This is a genomic window from Paenibacillus phytorum (assembly GCF_013141715.1).
In the GTDB taxonomy this organism is placed as follows: Bacteria; Bacillota; Bacilli; order Paenibacillales; family NBRC-103111; genus Paenibacillus_E; species Paenibacillus_E phytorum.
In genome coordinates, this window is the sequence record NZ_WHOA01000125.1 from 83765 (window position 1) to 110004 (window position 26240).

At 45.3% G+C, this 26240-nt stretch carries 27 protein-coding genes and 1 other annotated feature; of the genes, 2 read left to right on the forward strand and 25 right to left on the reverse strand.

All coding sequences use genetic code 11. The features are described from left to right. Window positions 1–6: 6 nt before the first annotated feature. The 5 genes from GC098_RS18615 to GC098_RS41225 all read right to left on the reverse strand — a co-directional run bounded on the left by GC098_RS18615 (window position 7) and on the right by GC098_RS41225 (window position 5831). Window positions 7–2205, reverse strand: a complete 2199-nt coding sequence (locus GC098_RS18615; RefSeq protein ID WP_171644750.1) for a SpoIID/LytB domain-containing protein — start codon at window positions 2203–2205, stop codon at window positions 7–9. Window positions 2206–2812: 607 nt separating this feature from the next. Further along, window positions 2813–3820, reverse strand: coding sequence for a Holliday junction branch migration DNA helicase RuvB (gene ruvB, locus GC098_RS18620; protein ID WP_171644752.1), 1008 nt, complete (start codon window positions 3818–3820; stop codon window positions 2813–2815). 77 nt (window positions 3821–3897) lie between these two features. Further along, the gene (ruvA, locus tag GC098_RS18625) at window positions 3898–4527 is read right to left on the reverse strand and encodes a Holliday junction branch migration protein RuvA (RefSeq protein ID WP_171644754.1); all 630 of its coding nucleotides are present in this window, start codon (window positions 4525–4527) and stop codon (window positions 3898–3900) included. Further along, entirely contained in the window at window positions 4524–5027 is a 504-nt protein-coding gene (gene ruvC / locus GC098_RS18630) for a crossover junction endodeoxyribonuclease RuvC (RefSeq protein WP_057306137.1), read from the reverse strand. The genes ruvA and ruvC overlap by 4 nt, the downstream gene beginning before the upstream one ends. 123 nt (window positions 5028–5150) lie before the next feature. Further along, window positions 5151–5831, reverse strand: a complete 681-nt coding sequence (locus GC098_RS41225; protein ID WP_171644756.1) for a BofC C-terminal domain-containing protein — start codon at window positions 5829–5831, stop codon at window positions 5151–5153. A gap of 562 nt (window positions 5832–6393) precedes the next feature. Here GC098_RS41225 and sigW point away from each other — a divergent pair. After that, on the forward strand, window positions 6394–7005 hold the full coding sequence (sigW, locus tag GC098_RS18640; RefSeq protein WP_060648579.1) for an RNA polymerase sigma factor SigW: 612 nt from the start codon (window positions 6394–6396) through the stop codon (window positions 7003–7005). A gap of 72 nt (window positions 7006–7077) precedes the next feature. Here sigW and GC098_RS18645 read toward each other — a convergent pair whose 3' ends face one another. From GC098_RS18645 to thrR, 5 genes are all read right to left on the reverse strand, one after another. Next, window positions 7078–8400 (reverse strand): LysM peptidoglycan-binding domain-containing protein, encoded by a 1323-nt coding sequence (locus GC098_RS18645; RefSeq protein WP_171644758.1) that lies wholly within the window; start codon window positions 8398–8400, stop codon window positions 7078–7080. Between the two features lie 322 nt (window positions 8401–8722). Beyond that, complete coding sequence (gene pheA / locus GC098_RS18650) at window positions 8723–9586, reverse strand: prephenate dehydratase (RefSeq protein WP_171644760.1); 864 nt, start codon at window positions 9584–9586, stop codon at window positions 8723–8725. Continuing rightward, window positions 9583–10560, reverse strand: a complete 978-nt coding sequence (thrB, locus tag GC098_RS18655; protein ID WP_171644762.1) for a homoserine kinase — start codon at window positions 10558–10560, stop codon at window positions 9583–9585. The genes pheA and thrB overlap by 4 nt, the downstream gene beginning before the upstream one ends. Before the next feature lie 27 nt (window positions 10561–10587). Next, a complete protein-coding gene (locus GC098_RS18660; RefSeq protein ID WP_171644764.1) occupies window positions 10588–11874 on the reverse strand; it encodes a homoserine dehydrogenase in 1287 nt (428 codons plus the stop codon). A 31-nt stretch (window positions 11875–11905) separates the two neighbouring features. After that, on the reverse strand, window positions 11906–12388 hold the full coding sequence (thrR, locus tag GC098_RS18665) for a transcriptional regulator ThrR (RefSeq protein WP_084595049.1): 483 nt from the start codon (window positions 12386–12388) through the stop codon (window positions 11906–11908). Between the two features lie 166 nt (window positions 12389–12554). On the opposite strand from thrR, the gene GC098_RS18670 reads away from it, so the two are divergent. Beyond that, window positions 12555–13064: an NUDIX domain-containing protein gene (locus tag GC098_RS18670; protein WP_057306144.1), complete on the forward strand. Its 510-nt coding sequence runs from the start codon at window positions 12555–12557 to the stop codon at window positions 13062–13064. A gap of 59 nt (window positions 13065–13123) precedes the next feature. Here the strand turns inward: GC098_RS18670 and GC098_RS18675 are convergent, their stop codons facing one another. The 15 genes from GC098_RS18675 to mreC form a co-directional block, all read right to left on the reverse strand. Then, entirely contained in the window at window positions 13124–13912 is a 789-nt protein-coding gene (locus tag GC098_RS18675) for a C40 family peptidase (protein WP_171644766.1), read from the reverse strand. A gap of 230 nt (window positions 13913–14142) precedes the next feature. After that, window positions 14143–15216 (reverse strand): anthranilate phosphoribosyltransferase, encoded by a 1074-nt coding sequence (locus GC098_RS18680; protein WP_171644768.1) that lies wholly within the window; start codon window positions 15214–15216, stop codon window positions 14143–14145. A gap of 387 nt (window positions 15217–15603) precedes the next feature. Continuing rightward, window positions 15604–16905 (reverse strand): GTPase ObgE, encoded by a 1302-nt coding sequence (gene obgE / locus GC098_RS18685; protein WP_171644771.1) that lies wholly within the window; start codon window positions 16903–16905, stop codon window positions 15604–15606. Window positions 16906–16957: 52 nt separating this feature from the next. Further along, window positions 16958–17752, reverse strand: a complete 795-nt coding sequence (locus tag GC098_RS18690; RefSeq protein ID WP_171644773.1) for a Spo0B domain-containing protein — start codon at window positions 17750–17752, stop codon at window positions 16958–16960. Between the two features lie 152 nt (window positions 17753–17904). Then, the gene (gene rpmA / locus GC098_RS18695) at window positions 17905–18216 is read right to left on the reverse strand and encodes a 50S ribosomal protein L27 (RefSeq protein ID WP_029194675.1); all 312 of its coding nucleotides are present in this window, start codon (window positions 18214–18216) and stop codon (window positions 17905–17907) included. A 4-nt stretch (window positions 18217–18220) separates the two neighbouring features. Further along, on the reverse strand, window positions 18221–18574 hold the full coding sequence (locus GC098_RS18700; protein ID WP_029194674.1) for a ribosomal-processing cysteine protease Prp: 354 nt from the start codon (window positions 18572–18574) through the stop codon (window positions 18221–18223). Between the two features lie 11 nt (window positions 18575–18585). Next, entirely contained in the window at window positions 18586–18897 is a 312-nt protein-coding gene (gene rplU, locus GC098_RS18705) for a 50S ribosomal protein L21 (RefSeq protein ID WP_029194673.1), read from the reverse strand. 12 nt (window positions 18898–18909) lie between these two features. Further along, window positions 18910–18998, reverse strand: a sequence feature (ribosomal protein L21 leader region). Between the two features lie 52 nt (window positions 18999–19050). Next, entirely contained in the window at window positions 19051–20214 is a 1164-nt protein-coding gene (locus GC098_RS18710) for an Rne/Rng family ribonuclease (protein WP_171644775.1), read from the reverse strand. A 23-nt stretch (window positions 20215–20237) separates the two neighbouring features. Beyond that, window positions 20238–21113, reverse strand: coding sequence for a M50 family metallopeptidase (locus tag GC098_RS18715; protein ID WP_246321306.1), 876 nt, complete (start codon window positions 21111–21113; stop codon window positions 20238–20240). Continuing rightward, the gene (locus tag GC098_RS18720) at window positions 21106–21999 is read right to left on the reverse strand and encodes a M23 family metallopeptidase (protein ID WP_171644777.1); all 894 of its coding nucleotides are present in this window, start codon (window positions 21997–21999) and stop codon (window positions 21106–21108) included. The genes GC098_RS18715 and GC098_RS18720 overlap by 8 nt, the downstream gene beginning before the upstream one ends. Before the next feature lie 110 nt (window positions 22000–22109). Beyond that, window positions 22110–23258 (reverse strand): FtsW/RodA/SpoVE family cell cycle protein, encoded by a 1149-nt coding sequence (locus GC098_RS18725; protein WP_171644779.1) that lies wholly within the window; start codon window positions 23256–23258, stop codon window positions 22110–22112. Window positions 23259–23265: 7 nt separating this feature from the next. Then, window positions 23266–24060: a septum site-determining protein MinD gene (gene minD / locus GC098_RS18730; RefSeq protein ID WP_057306153.1), complete on the reverse strand. Its 795-nt coding sequence runs from the start codon at window positions 24058–24060 to the stop codon at window positions 23266–23268. Between the two features lie 40 nt (window positions 24061–24100). Next, a complete protein-coding gene (gene minC, locus GC098_RS18735) occupies window positions 24101–24760 on the reverse strand; it encodes a septum site-determining protein MinC (RefSeq protein ID WP_171644781.1) in 660 nt (219 codons plus the stop codon). A gap of 72 nt (window positions 24761–24832) precedes the next feature. Beyond that, window positions 24833–25360 carry a rod shape-determining protein MreD gene (gene mreD / locus GC098_RS18740; protein WP_171644782.1) on the reverse strand — a complete coding sequence of 176 codons (528 nt, stop codon included), beginning with the start codon at window positions 25358–25360 and terminating at the stop codon, window positions 24833–24835. Window positions 25361–25373: 13 nt separating this feature from the next. Beyond that, window positions 25374–26237 carry a rod shape-determining protein MreC gene (gene mreC / locus GC098_RS18745; protein ID WP_246358705.1) on the reverse strand — a complete coding sequence of 288 codons (864 nt, stop codon included), beginning with the start codon at window positions 26235–26237 and terminating at the stop codon, window positions 25374–25376. Window positions 26238–26240 lie beyond the last annotated feature (3 nt).

Below are 26240 nucleotides of genomic sequence, written 5' to 3' on the forward strand. Positions count from 1 at the left end.
GTGTATTCATTCCTTAGTTATGTTGACTCCAGCATAATAAGACTGAAGTATTTTCTTATAATCGTAGCCTAATTCGGCATAACCTCTTGCACCCCATTGAGACATGCCAAGTCCGTGTCCAAAGCCTGTTCCACGGAAAATGAACTGATTGCCTTGACCTGACGTTTGTGGATTAGGAGGGATCACAGGGGTTACTGACGGAGACGTCGGTTTCGACTGTCCCGTTGTGCCTAAAGCCGTTAAATCGGTTATCTTCAAAGCTGTAGGCTGTGATTGACCACCAGACAGCACATAGACCGAATCAGATCCAGCACTACTTGTCTCGCTACTTCCTGCACCTGCAATCGCTAAGCCAATAGGATCTGGGGTATTACCAGTATAACTTCCTGCTTGTACAATTTCAAACCGGGTGCTGGGTAATCCCCCAAGTGCCGCACGTAAGGCATCGGGATAAGGCACCTTCACCACAACTCCGTTCGCTTTAAGCTCGGTCACCCTCCCTGAAGGTCCTCGCTTCGATATTTCAAGTGATTGCAGATCTCCGCTTACAACTACATTGGCTGCCGCTAATTTACTTTTAATTTCATTACCTGTATAAGGACCTCTAATCCAAGAATAGGCATTCGATTCTTTTTCTTGGCCCAACACTAACACTTTCTCTTTATTGGAAAGCTGAGCGATCGAAGGATTACCTGCATTATCTACATAAGGTGCCGTACGGACATTTACACCTTGTTCCGTGGCCTCGTAGTAGGATGCGCCCTCTTTGCCCTTCTGACCACTGTCTTTGAGGTACATGCTGTGTACGTAGCCGGTTCGACCATCGGTTAACTGAATGCGATACCAGATGGCCTTCCCTTTTTCAGCACCATCATCCGGACTTGGTACACTACGCAAATAAGCTAATGGATTCCCCCATACTTCAGAGGGATCCGCAGTCATCCCGCCTGAATTCGAAGAAAACACAGGTGAAATCAGTCCATTTTTATCTGATAATACTTCGTCTTTCGTTGCATCAACAGCTTGTATTCCCGCAGCAAATTCCTTTTGTATCCCATAGTAAACCTGATCTAACGTTGTATCCGTAACTTGTGCTATCTCGTACTTATTTCCCTGTTTGATTGCAAAAGTACGGGCAGCTACAGCTTGTGCTTTCAACGCCTCTGTTGGCCAACCGGAGTTAAGCTCTGAGCCTACGACAGCATATAAATATTGCTCCATCTGCACTTCATTCACTAAAGCTAACTTACCATGATAGGTACTTATCTCCATGTCTCCGCGGTAACTGAGGTTAGCCCGCTCCTTGATTGCAATTCCCTGACTTTTCGGATGGATTACTGTCTTTTGATCACCTGCTGCCGCGGCATAATGAGACACCGAAGCGGAGCCATTCGAGGAAGCCGTTACATCCGATCTGCGTATTAAATAGGATGATTTCGTATTCACGGGTTGTAAAAGCAAGTTGGGAGCTGCGCGTAACGCAGTCTGTTTTACTGCTTCTAACTGTCCTGTAGTAGCTTCATTACCTACCCATACGCTATAGGTTAGTTTACCTGCCGCATCTTCTTGCAGCGCAATATCTGCATCGAGTCCCGCTTGGTTAAATACAAGCAACTGCTGCAAAGCAGCTGCCTCATCAGCATACGTACCCGCACTCCAATGCAGTGGACCTTTAAATACAGGAGGAGCCGATTTCGTTAATGCTGAAACTGTTGTATCTTTAAGCGCTTGCGCCGCAGCGTCCTCGGCTTCTTCCTTAGAGGCGAAGCTGCCGTAATAAACTTGATACACGGTTCTACCTTGTTTCACTCTACTTAACACATAGCTATCTTCGGGCATCGCCGTTAATTTAGCATTTAAGGCTTTGGCTGCTATGTAGTCTATCGTTTCGAGCATAATTACACTGTACTGATCAATCGACATTCGAATCGAAGCATCCGGTATCGATGCCCACGGTTTAGCAGCAGTACCGGCTGAATTACGTACAGCAATATCCAGACCGCCAGATGCCGTAAGGGTAACTACAGGTTCTACTTTCTTATATTTGGTTGAATCTATCAAAAGTGCAACACGAATCTGATCCAAGTGTTTGATCCCCTCTGCATTTGCATGGGGCACCAGCGCAGAGAATGTTCCAAAGGTCAAAGCAGCCGTCGTTATTAAAGCTATTCTCTTAGGGGTAAGCAGCTTATTTCTCCAATTCATTCGACACAATTTCCTTTCTTTTGCAGCATTCTACTAAATTAGACTCTAGAAATTGGAAGAAGTTTTGGTTGATAGAATTTTACATAGGCAAAAAACATCGTAGATTCATTGCTGCTTCATTTGTAACATTCCAAAATTCCTTCTGCTAAGCCTTAAAGAACCTCGATTGTTGCGGAAAGTGCAACAATTCGTTCGGATTTCCCCTCATATTCCTCCTTATGTTGCAAAAGATACAACAATTTCTCCTGTAGAAGACTAAATGAGCAGGTGTGGCCTTAAATTGTTGTACTTTGTACAACAATCGCTTAGTAAAACCATTTAAAGCCCTAAATTGTTGCAGAAAGTACAACATCGCTATAAATTGTGCTCGAGCTTCTGAGATTCCCTCACTTACACCTCCAATTTGGAGAAAGTGCAAAAAGCTTTCTAATACAAGCTAAACTCGAATGGAAACAAAAGCTTTCTTGTACCGCTAAGCTCGATTAAAACTAAGAAACTTCTTGCTCAGCAAGCTCGACCGAAAAAAAAACACTATCTAGCGCTGTACAACTCTACAGAAACAAAAAAATCTTTTGCCCGCCTTTCAGCAGCGGCAAAAGATCTTAAATTACCGTTGTTCCGGCACCGGTAACCCTAAATGATGATAGGCCTGAGGCGTTACCATCCGGCCTCTAGGGGTACGCTGCAAGAAACCAATTTGCAGCAAATAAGGCTCGTAGACGTCTTCGATCGTCTGACTCTCTTCGCCGATAGTGGCGGCAATCGTTTCGAGCCCAACTGGGCCGCCCTGGAAGTTTTGAATGATGGCGCGCAGCATCTTATGATCAATCTCATCAAGCCCAAGGTCATCGACCTGTATGAGCTTGAGTGCCTCTTTGGCGATGTCCAGCGTGATAATGCCATCGCCCTTCACTTGCGCGAAGTCGCGCACCCGCTTCAGCAAGCGGTTCGCGATTCGCGGCGTTCCACGCGAGCGCATGCCGATCTCGCGTGCAGCTTCACCGACGATGCCGACCTGTAGGATGTCGGCCGTTCGGCTGACGATGTAGGTGAGCTCCTCCACCGTATAAAACTCCAGCCGACTGACGACCCCAAAACGGTCACGCAGTGGCGCAGAAAGCAATCCGACGCGTGTCGTCGCGCCGATCAAGGTAAACGCCGGCAAGTCTAGACGCACCGAGCGTGCACTCGGCCCCTTGCCGATGATAATATCAAGGGCAAAGTCCTCCATCGCCGGATACAGCACCTCTTCCACCGTACGGTGGAGGCGATGAATTTCGTCGATGAAAAGCACATCGCCCTCCTGCAAATTCGTCAGGATGGCAGCTAAATCCCCCGGCCGCTCGATCGCAGGGCCGGAGGTCGTTCTTATATTCACGCCAAGCTCGTTGGCGATGATGTTGGACAGAGTTGTTTTGCCAAGGCCAGGTGGCCCATACAGCAGCACATGATCAAGCGCTTCCTTACGCATCTTGGCAGCTTCAATATAGATCTTGAGGTTCTCCTTCGCCTGCTTCTGGCCGATATATTCGGCCAAATAACGAGGACGTAGGCTGTACTCAATCGTGTTGTCCTCCATCATTAAATTAGCCGATATAATCCGGTCATTGTCCATGTTGATCCTCCTAAGAGTTTTGCATTAGCAAAACTAACTTCGTAAGCATTGGCTAAATCATGCCCAATCCTCATCCACTACATCGTATACAAAGCTTGCAGCGCAAGCTTCATCAATACATCAACAGAATCAGACGGATTCGCTTTTGGCTTCACTTGCAACCAAGCACGATCAGCTTCAGCTTCCGTGTAGCCAAGCGTCATCAACGCTTCCTTCGCTTCGCTCCAGGCATGACCGCCATCGCTCAGCTGCGCCGATCCAACCACGCTTAAAGCTACCGCAGCTTCCGGACTTGAGAAGCTCACCGAACCCAATTTGTCCTTCAGATCCAAGATAATCCGCTGTGCTGTTTTCTTACCGATGCCTGGGAGCTTTGTCAAGAACGCTAGATTCTCCTGGCTAATTGCTAGAATAACAGCCTCTGGTCTTCCGCCCGCAGCAAGAATGCCCAGCGCAACCTTTGGCCCAATTCCCGACACATCGAGCAATAAACGAAACAAGGACTGCTCATCCCGTGACATAAAGCCGAATAGCAAATGAGCATCTTCACGTACATGATAATGAATGAACATCGTGACAGCTTCATCTTCCTTATGCGGCAGCGCATAGGGATTCGGACAAAACACACGATAACCTACGCCATTTACATCCAGCACCGCATAGTCGCTCTCGCGTGCAGCAACTTTCCCTCTTAAGAAATCTATCATCTTTTCCTGACCTCATTTATCCTAGATTGCAAAGCAGAAGAATGGGCATGGCAAATAGCAATAGCAAGCGCATCGGCTACATCATCAGGCTTAGGCACTTGGGACAGTTTTAGTAATATTTTGACCATTTCCTGTACTTGGTGTTTCTCAGCTTTCCCGTAGCCAACAACGGATTGTTTAACTTGAAGCGGAGTATATTCAGCTATCGACAACCCAGCCTGAACACCCGCAAGAATCATGACACCCCGCGCTTGTCCTACTGTAAATGCCGTCGTTACATTCCGATTAAAGAACAATTTCTCTATCGACATCGCGTCCGGTTTATACTTCTCTATTAATTGCGTCGTAGCATCATAGACATCTTTCAGCCTGATCCCAGGATCCGTGTGTGCTTCGGTTTGAATTGAACCATACTGCACAGGAATGAGCTTACTTCCAATCTTATCAATAAAGCCAAAACCAACTATCGCGATCCCCGGATCAATACCCAGAATACGCACTGCAATTCTCTCCCATCTTTAAAAAAGCGAACATATGTAGTCATTTCATTATAGCAGATAACAAAAAAAAGAGATAGACTCAGGAATCTCCCGATCTACCTCTTCATCCTACTATCACCTTATTTAAGGTCTTGTCATTGCCCGTTCAGTCTCTTGTGGCGGCATGGCATAATCACTGAAAGTTGATAATACGCTATTATACTCCTCCAAATCAATGACTCGGATCCCTTCGTGGAGCTGATCCACCGTTTCGCGTGGAAGACTGCTTTCTAAATGCTTAATGTTCAATTGAAAAAATGTTCGAATCACATTATCCTTGGCTGGTGTTCCATTAAAAAGGGACAGATTGCTGCTTCCGTCGATGCCGAATACCGCCTTTTCCTTGCATGCCGGCGATAAATCATCGATACTTTCGGTAAAAGTGACCTCTCCATTCGCACCTATGCTCAGCAACCAATTAGGGTGCTTTATTTGCATTTTCAATAATTCTTGAGGGGTCTGCAGGCCCAACTGACTGCGCTCCTCGCCACAAACATAAGTCTTAAGCAAATAGCTCTCCCTGCTATTCGTTATGCTTTTCAACGTTGTCGTCGCTTCTTGAAGACGTTGATCGTCCACCGGTGTAAGTCCAGCAAAGGTCGATCTAACGACTCCACTTGGGCTATCACCAGCACTTAGAAGGCTTCCAGTTGCATATAATATATAGCTAACCACTACGACGGCAAAGAACATTCCTAAAGTCAACCAACTACGTTTCCAACGCAGCTTTCTTTTCAAATGCTTCAAAAGTTGTAGTACATTCACCGATATCCCCTTCTATTCTCGTTTTTCCGTATTGTTTCCATTTGCATGAGACACTATACATCATTTACCATAGAGAGAGAGTATGAAACCAATCAAGACGGACGGTGAAGCCCTTATCATGAACGGTAGAAAACGAATCAAACGTACAACACTCCTAATTATAGGAGTTGTCCTGTTGTGGGGGGCAGTTGCCATTTGGAATGAAGTACAAAAAAACGAATCAGGTGTAACCTCACCGCGTTCAACCTCAGCCTCATATCCATCACCATCTCAGAAAAGTCACCAAACTTCCATGAATTCGGTAACAAATGGATATAAAATGAGCTCTCCCTAGCTTTATAATTTGACTGTAGCCACAGAAATGATATAGTCAGAAGTAGATGAAATATTCGCATACTTATCCAGGGAAACCGATATAGATTTGAAAAGGCAAATACTAAGCTTACGATACAAGTTTTCTTGAGAAAACTATAAACGGAGAGACTTTGAGCTAATCTCAAAGATCCCAAAAAGGAGAGACTTTGAGCCAGCTCAAAGATCCCTATATTAGGAGGGGAACAGCATGAATGTGGCAGAACTTCAATTAATTCAATTATCCAGACGGGGCGACCGCAACGCTTTCGTGGAGCTAGTCGAGTTATACCGTAACAAAATACAGAAGCTTGCTTTTCGCATGCTTCATAACAGGCCTGATTCAGAGGACATTGTTCAAGAAACATTTATCCGTGTTTATTTGAACTTAAACCACTTTGATGAAAGTCAGAACTTCTCTACTTGGATTTATCGGATTGGTAAAAATGTCGCCATAGACTTGCTGCGCAAAAAGAGGCCTGTTCAATCCTTAGATGCCGAGCTGAACGATTATGACGATGATTACAGCTACTACAGTAAGCTTGCAAGTCAAGATCAGTCTCCTGAGCACGTTGTTCTCCAAACAGAAGTTCAAGAGCATATGCATACATCCATTAATAAATTAGCTGATAAATATAGAAGTATCATTACGCTATACTATCTGGAAGAGCTTTCCCTTCAGGAAATAAGTGATAAACTGAACTTACCGATTACAACAGTAAAAACTCGTTTACATCGCGGACGTGAACTGCTTCGTAAAAAATGGGGTATGAATTTCGTTGTCGGTTTAATGACCTTTTTCACTTTGGGTATGATTGCCTAATCCTTAGCATAACGAAACTAAGAAGCCTCCTATTCCACAAATCCTGTGGTTTAGGAGGCTTCTTCTTCATTTTCAGAAATTAATCCAAGGTACATTTTGCTTAGCGTCTTGCTTTTCAGAAGCTCTCTGCTGCCGTTTCAAGAAAGCATTGAGTGCTCCTGAATCTGACAATTTCACTTTTTTTGAAGAACTGCCGCTGCTTGACCTATTTGCCTTTTTATCATTACGGATGTCAATTTCAACAATTTCTTCTGTATCAGTCTCTTCCGTAAGCTCATGCGTATGGACTTGTGGCATCATAGGCGACTCATAAGGTGCTTGGTAATGAGCTCCAGCATAAGGAATCCCATAAGGACCCTGTTGGTAGTCATATGGATTATGTGCAGTTTGTTGCATGTCATAGGGACCCTGCTGGTAGTCATACGGATTATGTGCAGTTTGTTGCATCTCATAGGGAGAAGCTGGTGGATATAAACCAGGAATTGTTGGAAAGCCATGCTGATAACCATCCCACGGGCTTTCTACGGTTCCAGTTGGATAACCCGCCGGGAATGTCGTCCACGGTTGCTCGATCATCGATGGACCACCGCAGCCACAGCCATCTTGACTCTTTGGATAGGAGGTTGGCTCAGCATGATGAGGAAATTGCTCATATGGTGAATGCTGATACGGTGAAAAAGCTGGATATGTTGACATCTCTTGTTGCTCGGAACCCGGATAAGCAAATACCTCAGTCGCTGTAATGTGAAACTGCTGGAAAGGATGAACCGCTTGCTGCTCGTAAGGTGCGTTGAGACCAATAACCCCAGACTCAGGCGCAGGAATGACTGGCTCAGAGGGCATCGGCGAAGGTACAAACGGTTGCTCAGCCAACGGCATCGATTCTACATACGGTGCTGACGGCGCTGACGGCATTTGACTTATCGGTTCTTCTGCAATAGGCATAAATGGTTGCTGATTCGATTCTGCAACAGTCCATGGTTGAGCTGAAGGGACTGGAGCAAATGGTTCTGTCGATGGATTCGACACCGATAGTGGCTTAACTCCTACCTGCTCATGATGCATCTTGGGCACATAAACAATTTCTCCCGTCATAAGTACATTGGGATTCTTCAGATGAGGATTCGCTTTAATCATCTCTTGAAGGGGTACATCCCAAGCCTTACCAAGCTTCCATAAGCTATCACCCTGCTCCACAACGTGTTTATAGACATAATCTGAAGCAGGTGGATCTACTGGCTTCGGTTTGGAAGGTATTTTCACCTTCATCCCGATGTCAATATGATCCGGTTGTGCAATTTGCGGATTAAGTGCGATGACTTCGTCCAACGTGGTTTGATATTTCTTTGCAAGCTCGTACAGGGTATCGCCCTTTTTGACAATGTGGATTTTCAACACCATACCTCCTTAGAGTTTTCGTTAGAAAACTTACTTCGTAAGCATTAACTCGAGTTTTCGCAAGGATAAACGACTCCGTCGTCCTTCTGGGACGAGCGCGTTTGTCAAGGTAGATGCGAAGCAAAAGTATAAAACTTATACTTTCTTATCTACTTAGAAAACTTGCTTTGTAAGCATAATCTCGAGTTCTCGCAAGAAAACTTGCTTCGTAAGCATTCGCTTAGTCACAATGATATTACAGTTTATGCAAGTTCCTAGGCTTTTGCCCCTTTTGGACAAAAAAAATCCCTCGCGTAATGAACGCAAAGGAAGAATGGTATTAACTTGTGTACGAATAACTCGGATAACAACCCAAAATTCGAACTTGACAACCAATCGCTTCAATTTCTTGAATGGCAGATGGCAGGAGAACTGAATCCATGGACCCAGCAATATCGATATAGAAATAATAAGTACCAAGTTTCTTCTTTGTCGGCTTGGATTCAATCTTCGAAAGATTAATTCTGCGCCACGCGAAGGCAGAGAGCACCTGATGCAGGGCACCTGGGTAATCTTCAGGCAGCGTGACAAGAATAGTTGTTTTCATGTCTTCCGAGGACTTCAGTTCTGACGCTTCGGTACCAACTAGTAAAAACCGGGTCATGTTGTCTTTATGATCCTGAATTTCCCTTTGCAGCATTGGAACAGCATAGTTTGTAGATGCTATAGCCGTTCCGATAGCTGCAACAGTCGGGTCCTGCAGCGTCGATACTATTCGTACACCCTCTGCTGTGGAGCTTACTTGCTCAAATTCTGCTTCGCTCAAATACTGCTTCATAAATCTACTGCACTGTGCAGGGACGACCTGATGAGATAATACCTTACGAATATGTCCATATGGATTCGAAGCTTCCGTTTGCCCGTCAGGATTCGAATAGCCAATGAGATTCATATCAATGGGAAAAACCCACTCCGCCCGAATGGGCAGATCAACCTCGTGAACGAGCCAGTCGACATGCAAATGAACGGAACCTTCAAGCGTATTTTCAATGGGAATGACACCTAATTCCGTTTCGCCTGACGCTGTCGCATTGAACACTTCAGAAATTAGTTTATATGAAACGTAAGTAAAGTCTTCACCCAAAAAATGACGGGTGGCTTCTTCCGAAAAGGTACTTGGTCCTAGGATGGCTACCCGCTTCATGCAAGAACCTCCCCTTCAACAAAAGATAATAGATCCCCGTCACCTTCTTGCAGCAGAATTGCCGCAACGCCTTCACCGCTCGGCTTTAACCATAGCGTCTGTGCTTCAATACCTTCCTTAGCAAGCGTGCCCTTCAGGAATGCCTCCAACTCCTCTTTCTGGTCACTTCGAGCATCCACTAGCGCAAGCATCGTCGGTCCAGCTCCGCTAAGTGCAACCCCTAGCGCACCATGGTTCTCCGCTTGCTCAAGCAGCGTCTTCATGCCCGGAATGAGCTCTGCACGGTAAGGCTGATGCAGCGCGTCCTTCATGGCATGGCGGATCATACCCAGGTTGCCTGTGCTTAGCGCGGCAACAAGCAAAGATGAATGGCTGAGGTTGAACACCGCATCCTTCATGGCTACTTGCTTCGGCATGACGCTTCTCGCCTTCTCTGTAGCAAGCTGGAACGCTGGTATCGCCACCAGCACTTCCAAATTAGCGTCCGGCTCTATTCGAATAGATTCGGCTTTCTCACCGTCCCAGAACGCAACCACGATCCCGCCGAACAAGCTAGCCCCGACATTGTCCGGGTGCTTCTCCAAGCGGCTCGCGATTTGGAACAGCTCATATTGCGTGAGCTTGTTCCCGATTAGGGCATTGGCGCCGGCGAGCGCACCAACAATGGCTGACGCGCTGCTGCCTAGACCACGCGTGAGTGGAATATCGCTATACATGGCAATGTCCAGCTCAGGGTGAGAAACGCCCGCCTGTTCAAATACCATTTGCGCGACTTTATATATTAAATTGGACTTGTCCGTTGGAATTCCGTTCATCTGATCACCGATTAAATGAATCGCCGTTTCATCCGATATCGCCATATCAATCCAGGCATATAAGTTCAAGGCCATCCCCAGTGAGTCAAAGCCAGGACCTAAGTTTGCCGTACTTGCCGGCACTTTCACTCTTACCTTTTGCACTGCCTTATAACTCATTTCGAAATTGCGCCTCTTTTCAATAATTTAGCCTTCTACGCGATAAACGCTTTTGATGGCGTGAATAACATCCATAGATTCGAATTGTCTCAGCACATTTTTCATACTGGCTTGGTTCGCATCATGTGTGATAATAATAATTTCAGCCTTCGGATTGGACTGGTTCGGGTGCTGGAACACTGACTCCAAACTAACTTCGTGCTGAGCAAAAATTTGTGTAATTTGCGCAAGTACGCCCGCTTTATCTTCAACATGCAGAAGAATAAAGTTTTTGGAAGCAATCTGATCGTCCGTCTTCAGCTTCATTTCTTTATAAGGTGCCAGCACTGTTCGTCCATTCACGCCCAGCCTCAAGTTACGCACAACGGCAACCAAATCTGCTACTACTGATGTTGCAGTCGGCAACTCGCCTGCTCCAGCACCATAGAACATCGTTTCGCCTACAGCTTCGCCTGTTACATACACAGCATTGAAGACACCATTTACGGAAGCAAGCGGATGCGAGTTTTTCACCATAGTAGGCTGTACACTCACAGAGATATGACCATCATGGTTTTCAGCAATTCCAAGCAGCTTCACTTCATAGCCTAATTTTTTGCCATATTGAATATCTTCTTTAGATACTTTCGATATGCCTTTCACTTCAACATCACTAAGCGCAACATTTGTGTGGAAGCCAAGTGTTGATAAAATGGTCATTTTACGAGCTGCATCCAGCCCCTCAACATCAGATGTTGGGTCTGCTTCTGCGTAGCCAAGATCCTGTGCTTCTTTCAAGACATCCGCATAAGCAGCGCCTTCTTGACTCATTTTGGTCAAAATGTAATTGGTTGTTCCATTCACGATGCCCATAATCTTCGTAATACGGTCAGAGGAGAAGCCCTCTACGAGTGCACGAATGATCGGAATGCCGCCGGCAACACTAGCTTCGTAAAATACGTCGCAGCCGTGTTCAGCAGCTTTTGCCAAGATTTCAGCACCATGCATGGCCATAAGATCCTTATTCGCCGTCACGATGTGCTTGCCGTTGCCTAGCGCAGTTAAAATATGCTCTTTGGTAGCAGCAATGCCGCCCATAACTTCAACGACAACATCGATCTCACTATCACCAATAACGTCCCATACTTGTTCAGTCAGTTTATCTGCATCCACTGAGATGTTGCGAAGCTTTGATTTATCTTGTACTAAAATTTTTGAAATTTCAATGGACGAGCCTGTTTGACGCTGTAAATCCTCCTGATGTCCTTCGATAATGCGGACAACACCTGTTCCTACTGTACCTAATCCAAGCAAACCAACCTTGATGGGTTTCATGTATGTTACCTCCTGAATAGTTTTTCTTATCTCAACTGCCCTGACCGATGACCATGGCACGCTTGACCCCATCTTGCGCTTGAAGTCGATTAATCATTTGACGGATCTCTTCCCCCATCGACGAAGTCTCTACCGAAATGACGACATTCGCCATACCCTGCAGAGGAATTGTCTGATGTATTGTTAACACATTCCCATCCAAATTAGCAATGAGAGCCAGTACACGAGACAGAATCCCGGACCGATGCTCCAAATCCATGGATATTGTGATAATGCGCTCTCGTTCTAGTTTGCTGAGAGGGTGAATACCGTCCTTATACTTATAGAAAGCACTGCGGCTGAGTCCGACTTGTTCGACGGCATCGTGAATTGTTTTCACTTCACCCCGTGCAAGCAGCTCCTTAGCCTGAGCTGTCTTGAGTACTCCTTCTGGCAATATATCTTCCCGGACTAAGTAGTACCTCTCAGGACCGGTGTGCTTGATCGTTTGTAAAAACTCTTTGCTTTCCGGCACTTCACCACCGTCCTCTCTGGAAAGACCAATGTTCCTCTATAGAGGACATTATATCGAATCGCACGGATTGAAGCAATAGGCAATTCACATCTTATTCTTTCATCTTTTGCAGCATCTAACTACACTATGATAAGCTGATAGTACTAGATTAGAAGGGATCGCCTCCATGATTACATTACGCATGATGTCTACGGCTCTCCTATGGAACAGCCAGAACGAATTACTAATGATGAAACGCTCCTTAACGCGTTCACTTTCGCCAGGTTTATGGGCTGCTATTGGCGGTCACCTGGAGCCAAGTGAATTAAATAACCCGCGGGCAGCCTGTCTGCGCGAAGTGTGGGAAGAGACTGGCATTGAACATGATGAAATCCAAGGGCTGCGCATGCAGTATGTTTTACTTCGATTGAATGGACAAGAGGTTCGCCAGCAATTTTTTTATATCGGAACCACGGATGTGAACCCACGAATCGTTACACCAGAAGGGGATCTACATTGGATTCCTAAAGAACAGGTGCTGGAGCGCCCAATCCCTTTTATTTTTCGATGCTTGCTTGAACATTATTTCAGCGTAGGCCTTACTGAGCACCCCTGGGTAGGCTCAGCTGGAATTCAACTGGACACAGGTGAACCTACTATTCACTGGAACCCATTAGTAGATCCCCTGCAGACTTAAAAAGAATAGCAAAAAAGGCAGACATCGATTTCTCGAGTTCTGCCTTTTTTTACTGCTAATTATAACGCACTGCCTCCAAATAAGAAACGATACTCCCAGTGGCGATTCTCGATAGAATCAATCCGAACACCACCGCTATCTTTGGAGTATGTCGACAAAATTTGTCCATTTCCTAAGTAAATAGCCACGTGCGTAATGGTCTGAGTAGACTTATTAATACCGCTGTAATTCGATTGGCTTGTCCCTTTGTAAGACATGAAAAACATGAGATCGCCAGGCTTCAGATCGTGCCAATTTGTCTTGGCATGCCCGAGAGATTTCACATAACTCCCTTGGCCTCTAGAGTCACTTGGCAGCTTCTTTCCAATGCCATCCAAGAAAGCTTGCCGGACAAAGTCAGAGCAATCAAACGTTCTTGTATTATCACGACTTGATCCATATTCATAGGGCGTACCTAGATACTTCTTACCCGCAGCAATAATTTTTTGAACATTCGCACTTGTTGAACCGCTAGAACCACTGCCGGAACCACCATTCGTGTTGGAATCTCCAGGGGATGTAACACCCGATGCTTGTATGTATTTGGCGCTTGTACTTATGTAACCCTCACGGCCATCAGAAGCTTTCACTTTGTACCACCAACTGTTCACTTTGGACAGGATGGTAACTTTCTCGCCTTCCTTCAAGTACCGGATACGCGTAGAATTCTCATTCGCACTTTGGCGAAGACTGACACTGTTTATAATACGACCTGTTGATGCAGCCGAAGCTTCTTTAGGTAAAGGAATTGTCACAGCGCCAAAGATAAGGGCTGGAACAAGTACGAGGGTCAGTAGTTGTTTTTTCATGATGTTGCCTCCTAGCTTTTTGTATGCAGAACGAGTATCATTCACATCTTCTTCCATTTCGCCGGACTACCTGGCTTCGAAAGTTGTCGCCCTTCATATCCATTCGTAATATAGACCTCCTTTAAGTGGGTAAGAGCACAATTGTTTGGAAAAATAACTAATCCCTCTAGTTGATGGAAACAAAAAAGCCTTCCTTTAGCTGGATACAATACAGCACATAGAAAAGGCCTTTATCCAAATTTGGCGGAGGAATCACTGATTTTCGGATGATCTTTAAGCGTAAAGTGATGACTCTGATCCACCCATCGCTGCATGACTTTGTGGGCTTCCTTCCTTTGCAGCAGCGATTCCGCTAGTTGAAAGCCTTCTTCATAACTCCCCACTTTATCAAACCACGTCAATCGAAGTCCCGTATTAAAAATGACATGATCACGTTCCCGCTTCAATTCCTCTGAATCTTCTCCAGCAATAATGCGCCGCACCATGGCAACCTGATCATCTTTACTTAAAGGCAGCAGTGGCTCACTCAGAAAACCAAATTTCTGCGGTTCAACCACTCGCGACTCATCTCCCCAAGTGGTTACAATCCTTATCGTACTGTTCTGGTAGATCGGCAAATCTTCGGATCCTTCAATCCCATTGACAATATACACATTTTGAAAGCCAGATCGGATGGATATGGGAATCAAAGATTCCATCGCTTTTCGCTGATTGACGCCTATAATCATATTCATTGAACGTACGGGATTTATAACTTTCTCAACGGTATTCATCACAGTTCGCAATCCTAACTGCTCACGAACCTGCTTCAGCTTACCAAGCGGCGGACAAAGCTGTTCGGTATGAAGAAATCCAATATGCAGGTGAAACAACATCGTTTCCCATGCTTTCACTGACAAATCTATCGCAACGCCGAAGCTTTCTAATAGTTCTTTCATTGCGGTACCCTGTCTCGGCGGAAGTGAGTCACCTCCATGCAGTACCTGGGAGAAACCCACTGAAGCAAGCAAGAGGCTAACTGGCAGTGTGATGGGAAAATATTGCCGGCCTTCCGTTGGTCCCGCACAATTGAGTGAATCCGCAAAAGTGTGGTATTTCAAGGAGTAGCTGCGGAAAACATCAATGAATGCCATCAACTCTTCGTCAGCTTCCCCTTTCATACATAAGGCCATTAAGAAAGCTGCGCATTGAGCGTCAGTGGAATCTCCTCTGGCCATCTCATGAGCTGCTTCTACAGCTTCCTCATAAGATAAATCACGTGATCCTAGCATACCTGTTCCCATCGCTTGTATCCATCTTTTCATCAAAATCCCTCCTTTCTCATATAGTCACACTTCATTTAATGTTATATTTAATGACATAATATTATGATTAATAATAAAATCGTAATCTTTTTCCTTTTATGTGTCAAGTTTCATGACATTAACCCGCATTTTAACGTAAAAAGAACAGCTTACGCCGTCCTTGAGTGAGAGTATTTATAAGGTTGTTGCAAATAAGCTACAACGCGCGCGAGCCATATAGCATGGGAATGGGATAAATTGTTGTACCACGTACAACTTGCGTATCTAATTCCCCATTTTCTTCCGAAAACCAGAAATAGAAATCAAAACATTGAAAACCAACCACAGAAAAACTAAACGCAAAAAAAAACACTCATCCTTAGGATAAGTGTTTCTATCGTTCTAATTCTAATGCTTCTCATCAAATTCGAAGTCAAAATCACCAATTTGGATCGTCTGCCCATGGACAGCTCCACGTTTACGCAATTCGTCATCGATCCCTATATTACGTAAAATACGAGCAAAACGAGCGATACCGTCCTGTGTACTGAAGTTCGTTCGTTTGATCAACTTCTCAATCGAAGGACTTTCAACAATGAATACATCGTTCTCTCGACGAATCGTGTAATCATTCTCCTCGCGTTTCTCGAAGCGATACACTTTACGCTCTTCTTGATCAGCTACACCCTCTACTTCAGGAGCATTCGGAATACTTTCTACTATGTCTGAGATCTTGTAGAGAAGCTCCTGTACACCGCCACGTGTCAAAGCAGAGATCGGATAAACCTCAAACTCTTTGCCATCTGCCGCCATCTGCTCCTTGAATAAAGCCAGATTGTCCTCGGATTCCGGCATGTCCATCTTGTTGGCAACAACAATTTGCGGACGCTGCTCCAGCTTGGCATTATAGAGCTTAATTTCCTCATTAATCTTGAGGAAATCTTCGTAAGGATCGCGGCCGTCTGCAGCAGACATGTCCACGACATGCACAATCACTCGTGTCCGTTCTACGTGACGCAAGAACTCATGACCGAGTCCTACGCCCTCGTGGGCCCCTTCAATCAGACCGGGAAGGTCTGCCATGACGAAGCTGCGTCCATCACCAACATCCACAACCCCGAGGTTCGGGGTAAGGGTTGTAAAGTGATACGCTGCAATTTTCGGTTTTGCGGCAGAGACAACTGACAATAGCGTGGATTTCCCAACGCTTGGGAAGCCTACTAAGCCGACGTCGGCCATGACCTTCATCTCAAGTACAACCCAACGCTCCACGCCTTCCTCGCCGTTCTCAGCAATTTCTGGCGCTGTTACGCGTGCTGTTGCGAAGCGTGTGTTGCCACGGCCGCCTCGACCGCCCTTGGCCACAACAACCTCTTGACCATGACGCGTCAAGTCGGCGATAACCTCCCCAGTATCATCATCGATGATGGTTGTGCCCGGTGGGATACGTACAACCATATCCTCTGCGTTAGCGCCATGCATCGACTTGTTACGGCCTTTCTCGCCGCGCTCCGCTTTAAAGTGCTTCTGATAGCGGAAATCCATCAATGTACGCAGGCCTTCGTCTACACGGAAGACAACATCGCCGCCATTTCCTCCGTCGCCACCTGCTGGTCCGCCCTCGGGTACATATTTCTCACGGCGGAAAGCAACTAAACCGTCGCCACCGTCGCCACCTTTAACAAATATCTTCGCTTTATCAACAAACATTTCTACACCTCAACTAAGGAGAGACTTTGGTCTTGGACCAAAGATCCCTTTATTATGTACGAAACGGTAACCGCAATGTGATGACCGCTTCTTCCTCTTGCCAATCATTATGCTCCAGTGAATAAGAATTTACTTTCGAAAGTAGGGTTTCCTTCACAGCTTTCTCAAGTTGCTCCCGGTTATAGGGGCCTTGATATACAAAATCAAGCAGTAAGCCATCTTCTTGAACATCAAATTCCAAGCTGAGTGTACCGCTTTCACCGTCGCTTGCCGCAGCATGCTCTTGAACGCATTCCACAGTTTGACGAACCAATCTTTCGATGAGGCCGTCATGCAGAGGAAGTTGTCCAAGATTGATTTCTTGATCTAATTCAACTTCCAGCTCTAATGATTTCGACTGGACGCGAAACAGCAGCAAGAAAGCAATTAACGATGGAATACCTAACTTGGAGAGATTACTTTCCTGCTGCATAGTCATTTTTATTTTTTCCATATAGGGCTGTAAATTATCAAACTTCTTTAACTGAATATAACCAAACAAAATTTGGGTATCATTCATCCAATCGTGACGCAAGCGATTTATGACCTGAATTAATTTATGGTGAGACTGTTGTTCCTGTTGACGGAGCTCTTGGCTCCACTTCTCTTCCATTCTACTCGCTTCCAACTTGAAGGCGGTATAACCGCAAAAGACTATGATCAGTAGTAATGCACCCCTGACAATCCAGGGTTCCACAAACATCATTCCCGTCAATCCTATGAGCACAAGTGCTAATAAATAAACTTGCGTGCTGCCCGCTCGCTTCATTTCCCGTTCGCTCCGTTCTCCTGCTTTGTATCCGTTCATCCAGTATATCATGATGTACTAGCAAACTTCACCAAACAAATGAGAAAACCTCCGCCCTCGGCCATTCGAGATGAGTGACCGCGTTTAGAGGTTTGTTTCGTTACTCAGGAAAAAAATCCCTGGGCGGGCTTATCGCTCGCCAGGGATTCATATTACGCTTCTAAAGCTGCAGCCACAGGAGCTACATCAACTGGGTATACGCTCACTTTTTTGCGATCGCGGCCCCAACGCTCGAATTTCACTACGCCTTGAACCAAAGCGAAAAGTGTATCATCCGAACCGATGCCTACGTTCGTTCCTGGGTGAATTTTCGTACCGCGTTGGCGGTAGAGAATGCTTCCAGCAGTAACGGTTTGACCGTCAGCACGTTTAGCGCCAAGGCGCTTAGAGTGTGAGTCACGTCCGTTCTTTGTGGAACCCACCCCTTTTTTGGAAGCGAAAAACTGGAGATCCAATTTCAACATGGTGTTATCCTCCTTTGTGATAGATTGTTTCAATCGTTATATAGTCACCGTAATTGTCTGCAATGGTTTGTAGCATGACGACCATCGATTCTAGAATCAATTGGACCTTATTCCATGTCTCCGGAACAGATCGTGTACTTTCTGGAATTGTAACATCCATCAAGCCTCGTTCCATCTCGTGAATGGGAATCACGCCCGTCAGGGATTCAATCGAATTATAAGTACCAAACGTTACCGCCGATACTGCAGCGCAGACTAGGTCTTTGCCAGGTACGTCATATTCAGCATGGCCTTCCACTACAAAAGATGAGATCTGAGGTGAATCCGGTGCAAGACGCTCTATGGTCACATAGATCATAAGGCTGCCTCTTACGCTTGGATTTTCTCAACTACTACTCTTGTGTACGGTTGACGATGACCTTGCTTTTTGTGATAGTTCTTTTTCGGCTTGTACTTATAAACGATGACTTTAGCGCCTTTGCCGTGTTTTTCCACTTTCGCGGAAACTGAAGCACCAGCAACCAATGGAGCACCTACTACTAAGCCACTCTCTTTGGAAACCAAGAACACACGATCAAAAGAAACAACTTCACCTTCAGCTGCGTTCAATTTTTCGATGTAAAGAACATCGCCCTCTTGAACTTTGTACTGTTTACCACCTGTTTCAATAATTGCGTACATTTTCATTACCTCCTCATGTCTCAGACTCGCCTTGTCCAGGTGACGGTTAGGATCAAATCCAAATCCGTGCTTAAACCCGATTCGTGCGGTTACAGCATGCCTAAACAACACACTCCGAGTATTATATCACAGAAACATTTTGTAATGCAATTATTATTTCCGCTTACGCGTCATCTCAAGCAGGCCTAGCTTGGTCCAACCAACAATAATCGTTTTGGAGCGATCCTTACGCACGGCTTGGGTGATGTTCTCCATCACAGCTGCTCGATTCAATTCCGAACTCATGTCTATAAAATCAACAATAATAATGCCTCTTATATTACGAAGACGCAGAAGCCTTGGAATTTCACACGCCGCTTCTCGATTAATATCGGTAACTGTCTGTTCTAAATCAATGGATCCGGTATACCTTCCTGTATTCACATCAATCACGGTAAGTGCTTCGGTTTGATCAAATATTAAATATCCGCCGCTAGGCAACCAAATTTTACGCCTAAAGCTCTGATTCAACTCTTCCGTAACACCAAATTGATCAAACAACGGTATTTTGCGGTCATAATAAGCAACGCGTCCCCGCCAACTCGGCTGCTGCTTACGAAGTAACTGTTTCATCTCTTCGTACACTTTGGCATCATTCAGCCAAACTTCATGAACGTCATCCGAAATGACATCACGGGCTAATCTAGGCAGGAGATCAAGATCCTGATATAGCTGCGCGGGCGCATGTGCCTCTTCCATTTTGGATACAATGGCACTCCATAATTCTCGTAAATTTTGCAAATCATCACGAATAGCTTCTTCGCTTTGACCAATAGCACCCGTTCGTATAATAACACCTTCACCAGGAAGCAAGCTGCCTTCGGCAAGCTGTTTGAGGCGCTGTCGTTCTGCGTCCAAATCAATTTTACGAGATATAGCAATATAATCAGCTCCTGGCATGTAAACAATCCAACGGCCAGGAATGGAAATATGCGTTGTTACTCTTGCACCTTTAGTACCTTGCGGATCCTTCGTTACCTGCACCATCAACGTCTGACCTACTTCGGCGAGCTCCGTTATTGAGGGTTTAATCTTAGGCTGCTTGTCCAAGTGGACGGGTAGGAGGTCGTCTATATATAGAAAGGCATTCTTCGCAAGACCGATATCGACGAATGCCGCCTGCATGCCGGGAAGGACGTTGACGATGCGACCCATGTAGATGCTGCCTGCTCTTTGAGAATCAAGCGGATACTGCGTATCATACTCAACAAGACGACTTTCTTCAAGCAATGCCGCTTGTGTAAGATCAGGTGCGCAGTGAATTATAAGTTGCTTCATACACGTTCACCTCAACAGTTATTTTACATGAAAAGATCGGAAACTGCACTCCCCGGTTTTTTCCCATCCAAATAACCGCTCACTAATTGCTGTTCCGGCAAAACGGCTTGTATGCGCCCCGTTTCTCCTACGATATAGATTAAATGATATTTTTCCCGCATAAAAAGTTTCAGTGTTTCCGCCATTGTGCGGTGTCTCGTTATGACAATTGGCTGTGCTAATGTCCCGCGGCTCAACAGCCTGCTCATTCGATTCCCGCGACCAATAAGAAAGCGAAAAAAGTGATAAGGCAGCTGCCGATAGGCAAACCAATTGGATACAAGCAAGAAAATACCGATGACTAATATATTGAGCGGGAGTTGTCCGTTGATCAATTGGATAATGGCTATGACTATTATAGCCAGACTTAGGATCATACTGATCCATGCTGTATATAAAATCGTGTTATGGTAAGACAATAAATACCCTAACAATGACTGCATCACTTTGCCACCATCGAGCGGCATGACTGGAATAAGATTAAATAAGCCAATCATCAAATTAGCTTCAATGAAGTAATCCCACCAACTGCTTGCGCCCACATCCACCCATTTCATCAGCAACGCAACGAGAATCATCCATACGTGCTGCAGCGGTCCAGCTAGGGAGACAATCAGCTCTTCACGCGTCGGAGCCGTTCCTAGCTCATCAACGATCAAGACTCCACCAAAAGGCAGAAGCTGCACTTCCCGCACCCTCCACCCAAAGCCGTTGGCGGCAACCAAATGACCAATCTCGTGAACCAGTACGATGCCAAATAACGTAACGGCCTCCAGGAAGTAGCCTGTAATGGCAGAACCAATCATAATGAGTGTAAATAAGGGGTGGAATCGATACGTAGTTCCGGCCCATTTAATCAAAGCTGATCACATCCGATGGATTGACTGGATGCCCGTCCTTCGTAACGGCAAAGTAAAGCGTCCCCTTCGCAGGATCCTTCTTGGAAGCCTTACCGATGGGTTCACCAACTTTCATCCAGTCACCTACCTCGACACTTACCTCACTTAATCCGCCGTACAAAGATTGAAGTCCTCCAGGATGGCGTATCACAATCGTTAGGCCCGTTTCTGCAGCTTCACCGGAGAAAATGACCTGTCCTGTATCCAACGAATAAACCGGTGCAAATTCAATGGTATTCAAATTTACTCCCATATGGGAAGTTCCGTCATATCGCGTAAGAATGCTTCCCTTTGCAGGAGAAAAAAAGGTACGCTTAGAGGCATTCACTCTAATGGCCTCATTCCCTTCTCTGTTGAAACTGGGAATGAACGAAGGTGACCCACCAAACTTATCGCTATACCAAGCTGACAGTGACGAGAAATCGTACGACTGTGTAAGAGAGGCGGTCACGATTTGCTTCCCTTTATTAGCCCAAGGCTGATTAAGCTGGAACATCCCGTACAGCGCTGCAAACAAAACACAGCTAATGAGCAGCTTGACCGCAATCTTGCGAGGCGAAGGCGGCGCTAATAGCCCTCTTTCACCATCCCTCATATAATCACGCCCGACTAATGTTGTGTCCATTAATAATTTTTGCTGCCATGCGTACTCAGGATCCTCCATTCGCCGTTTCCAATCGGGATCCACATAGAGAGGTACTTCGGAATGATGATGTATGGGCAACGAATTCTCCCTAAATCGAGAGGGTCTCACCGGACTTCCACTCCCGTTAGAAGGATCTGTCGTTTCGCGCAAATTACGAAGTCGCTCTATCCTACGCTGTTTCACTTTATCTTTGACTTCCATGGAAGCCCCTCCCCATCCTTTACCTTTGTACAGCCTATGAGAAGAGGGACAAGATTATGTGGACAAAAAAAGCCCCTGACCAAGGTCAAGGGCTTGAATTTCATATACGTTTAGAAAAATTCTGGCTCACGTTCCTGATGCAGCTTTACGCTCATCACAAGGCCTAATGAAAGCATGTTAATCAGTAGAGAAGTTCCCCCATAACTGACGAATGGAAGCGTGATTCCCGTTAACGGCATGATGCCAATCATCATCCCGACATTTTCAAAAATTTGAAAGACGAACATGGAAACCACACCAACCACAATATAAGCACCGCTAAGCTGAGTACTCTGGATCGAGATGAGGATCATGCGGTAAATGAGTAAAAAATAGATCAACAATAGAACCGCTGATCCGCGGAAACCGAATTCCTCACCGACTACGACGAAAATCGAATCGGAATACGCAAATGGGATGAAATTACTATGAACGGAGGTCCCTTTCAGAAAACCTTCGCCTTCCAAACCTCCTGAACCGATCGCTCTTACAGCATTACGGACTTGATAATTATCATCAGCAGACACATCTTGCGGATAAAGGAATGTATCGATACGATCCATCCAATGACTAAAACCATAACCCTTAAGCAAATCAAACAAGGATTGATGGAAATACTTATACAACGTCAAAAGCAAGAATCCAGCGCCGATGAGTACGACTGTGCTAAGCAAGACATGCGAATATTTAATGTTACCAATCCAAATCATACCCAAAAGTATGATCACAAAAATAATCGCATTCCCTAGATCTGGTTGAATGAGGACCAAGATAAACGGGAGCAACACAGCCACACCGACTGGGATAATATCATTCGTGATTTGCAGTAAATCACCTTTGCGTCTTGCCAGCAGTGCAGTAACAGCCACGATTAGAATTAATTTCACTAATTCCGCTGGTTGAAAGGTTAAGCCACCTGGGAGCTCAAACCATCCACGCGCCCCATGAATTTTCGTCCCAAAAAAGTAGACGGCGACCAAAGAAAAGATGCCAATACCATAAAGATAGGGAGCGATTCTAATTAGTACTCGATAATCAAATAAACTGCTTGCAACGAACGCTGCGAGACCAACGCCATATAAGACGAGTATTTTCGTGATACTAACGTTAATTTTTGGATGATCGATAGATGCACTGTACACAAGCATCGTACTAATGACCATAAAAGCAATCAAAATGACAACAATAGGAATATCTATGTTTTTAAGTTTGGCAAGCATTGGACGATCAACCTATTCCGATAAACTTTTTCATACGTTTGACCCAGCCGCTTTTGTCCTCCAACTGCATGAGAGGTACCGTGTCTCCTAATATGCGACGAGCGATATTGCGGTAAGCAATAGCAGCGCGCGACGACGGATTCATCACTGTGGGTTCCCCTAAGTTGGCTGCTTTGATCACATGCTCGTCATCTGGAACTATCCCTAACAAATCGATGGCGAGTACCGAGCATATTTCATCAATATCCAGCATCTCGCCTTTTTTCATCATTAATGGACGAATGCGGTTAATAACTAACTTAGGCGAGGAAATTTTCTCATTTTCCAGCAAACCGATAATGCGGTCAGCATCACGTACTGCCGCATTTTCCGGTGTGGTAACAACGATCGCTTTGTCTGCTCCGGCTACGGCATTCTTGAAACCTTGTTCGATACCAGCTGGACAGTCGATAATGACAAATTCAAAATCTTTTTTGAGCTCCAAAATAATATCTCTTACTTGCTCTGGCGATACGGCATGTTTATCCTTCGTTTGAGCAGCTGGCAAAAGATAAAGCTCATCAAAGCGCTTATCCTTAATTAAGGCTTGCGGCAAGCGACAACGGCCTTCAGCAACATCCACAAGATCGTAAATAATACGATTTTCCAGACCCATGACCACATCCAGATTGCGCAGTCCAATGTCGGTATCTACCATGCAAACTTTTTTCCCTAAAAGCGCTAGTGCCGTTCCAAGATTCGCAGATGTCGTTGTTTTACCAACGCCACCTTTTCCTGAAGTGACGACGATTGCCTCTCCCATATTTTCTCACCCCACACGCTATTTTCATAAATACAAACAATTATTTCACATTCGGTTCCGGCCAAATACGATGAAGCTGGTGCAGCTTGTCGATTTCCATTTTACCTTCTTTTACATATGCAAATTCCATGAAAGCCTCATCGATTCCCCATTCATCTGGTGGGCGGCTAATGATTCCGGCAATCCTAAGCTGCGTGGGACGCATATGAGAAGCAGCAATAATCGCTGTCTCATCACCATCCACACCCGCATGGGCCATGCCGCGAAGAGACCCCATTATATAAATGTTCCCTGTAGATGTAATCGTTCCGCCAGGATTAACATCGCCTAAATATAATAAATCACCCTCGTTGTGTAGGGTTTGTCCCGACCGAATCATTCCTTTGAGCGTTGTCATAGAAACCACAGTCTCTTCTGCAGCTTCCTCTTTAGGCGACTCACTGTCGATCGATTGGATGAGCAGGTTGCCTTTTTGCCTGATGACGGACCGAATTTCTTCCTTCTGTTCTTCGGTCGCTTCTCTGCTGCCTAATTTAACGTGCACATGAATAATCGGCCCAGTCAATATTTGTTGATGCGTTTTCTCAAGCTTGTGCTGCAGCTCTTGCAGCAAGTCCTGCCATTCGCATGCGTCGTTTAGCAAAAAAACAAGGCCATCCTTGACCCCTTTTATCATCACATGGTGCTTTGTTACAGACATAATTGCGCTACGACCTCCCAACCTATACATTTCGGTTCATGTCCTGGATTCTCCTGCCTAGAGCCTGGAAAATTAATCTTCGTTTCCGGACGGCACAATCCGCTTTCCTTCAAGCAGCTTGCGGATGGGAACGTAGCAAATCAAGGCGATTAGCAGATTAAATAGAACACTTGGAAGCATGTAATGGGTGAGAGCAAACTTCAAATCAATATCAATGAGCTTGAACAACCGATTGATACCATAATTAATAAACTCAAATAAGAGCAAACCAACCCCTGTTATGAGTAAGTTATAAAAAATCAAATTAGGCTGTCTTCGCTGCGCTAGTCCGGCCAAATATCCAGTAAGCCCCATACCAAAGGAATACACACCAAGCATCGATCCATAGTAGTTAAAGTCGTGCAATAGTCCGAACAAAAGCCCATAAATTAAAGCGGTATGACGATGATGAAAAAGTCCGATAAACAAAATGAATACAAGTGTTAAATGGGGTGTAACATTAACGTTAGATTGCCATGATGACGGGATCAGCCAAACAAGCAAGGTTCCTTGCAAGATAAACAAACCGAGTAAAATGAGCCACAATAGATGTCGATTCACTTAACGGCTCACCTCATTTCACTTCCGGGACTTCGACAACAAACACTTCACGGATACGGTTGAACGAAGCTTTGGGCTTCACCATAACCTTGTATGTAATGCCGAATTCCCCTGGACCTATGGAAGAGATTGTCCCTACCTCAATGCCCTTAGGAAATACTTGCCCCATGCCTGATGTAATAATTGTCTCCCCGATTTTCATATCGTCAGCATGTTCGACCTTGTTCATCACAAGCTCGCCGGTTTTGGAGTCATAAGACTCAATCATCCCGAAAGGTTGATTCTCATTCCCCTTCACCGTGACAGCAATCGCCTTAGAGTTATTATCGGTATCATTGGTTTCAGTAAGTAATTGAACATTCGAGTGGAAACCAAACACCTTACTCACCCTACCGACCAATCCATCTACGGTCATGACGGCCATATTCTCCTTGATGCCATCTTTATCGCCTAAATTAATTGTAACCGTGCTATTATACGGATCCGGATCAATGGTTACAACCTCAGCAATGCGATACGTATACACGTTAGCCTGACGCTGTCTTTCTGTGAAGCCAAGAGCTTCCATTAACCGCTTGTTTTGTGATTCTAGCTCATTCAAACGCTGTGTATCTCGTGCATACTGCGTAAGAGTCAGTTTCAGCGTCTTATTTTCCTCGTAGATAACTCTTAGCTGACGGATGTCTTCAAAGAAACCCGCTACCTGCGCAGCGGGCTTGTAGAAGAGTCCTTGCGTCCATGATACCGAGTCTTTAACAAATTTCTCCGGCCACGTCATGGGTGCCCGGTTCCCGAGTGTCAGTCCCATCAAGATAAAGAAGCAGACTAGACCGAACATCAGAAAAATTAACCTCTTGTTGCCCATAAATTTAAACAAATT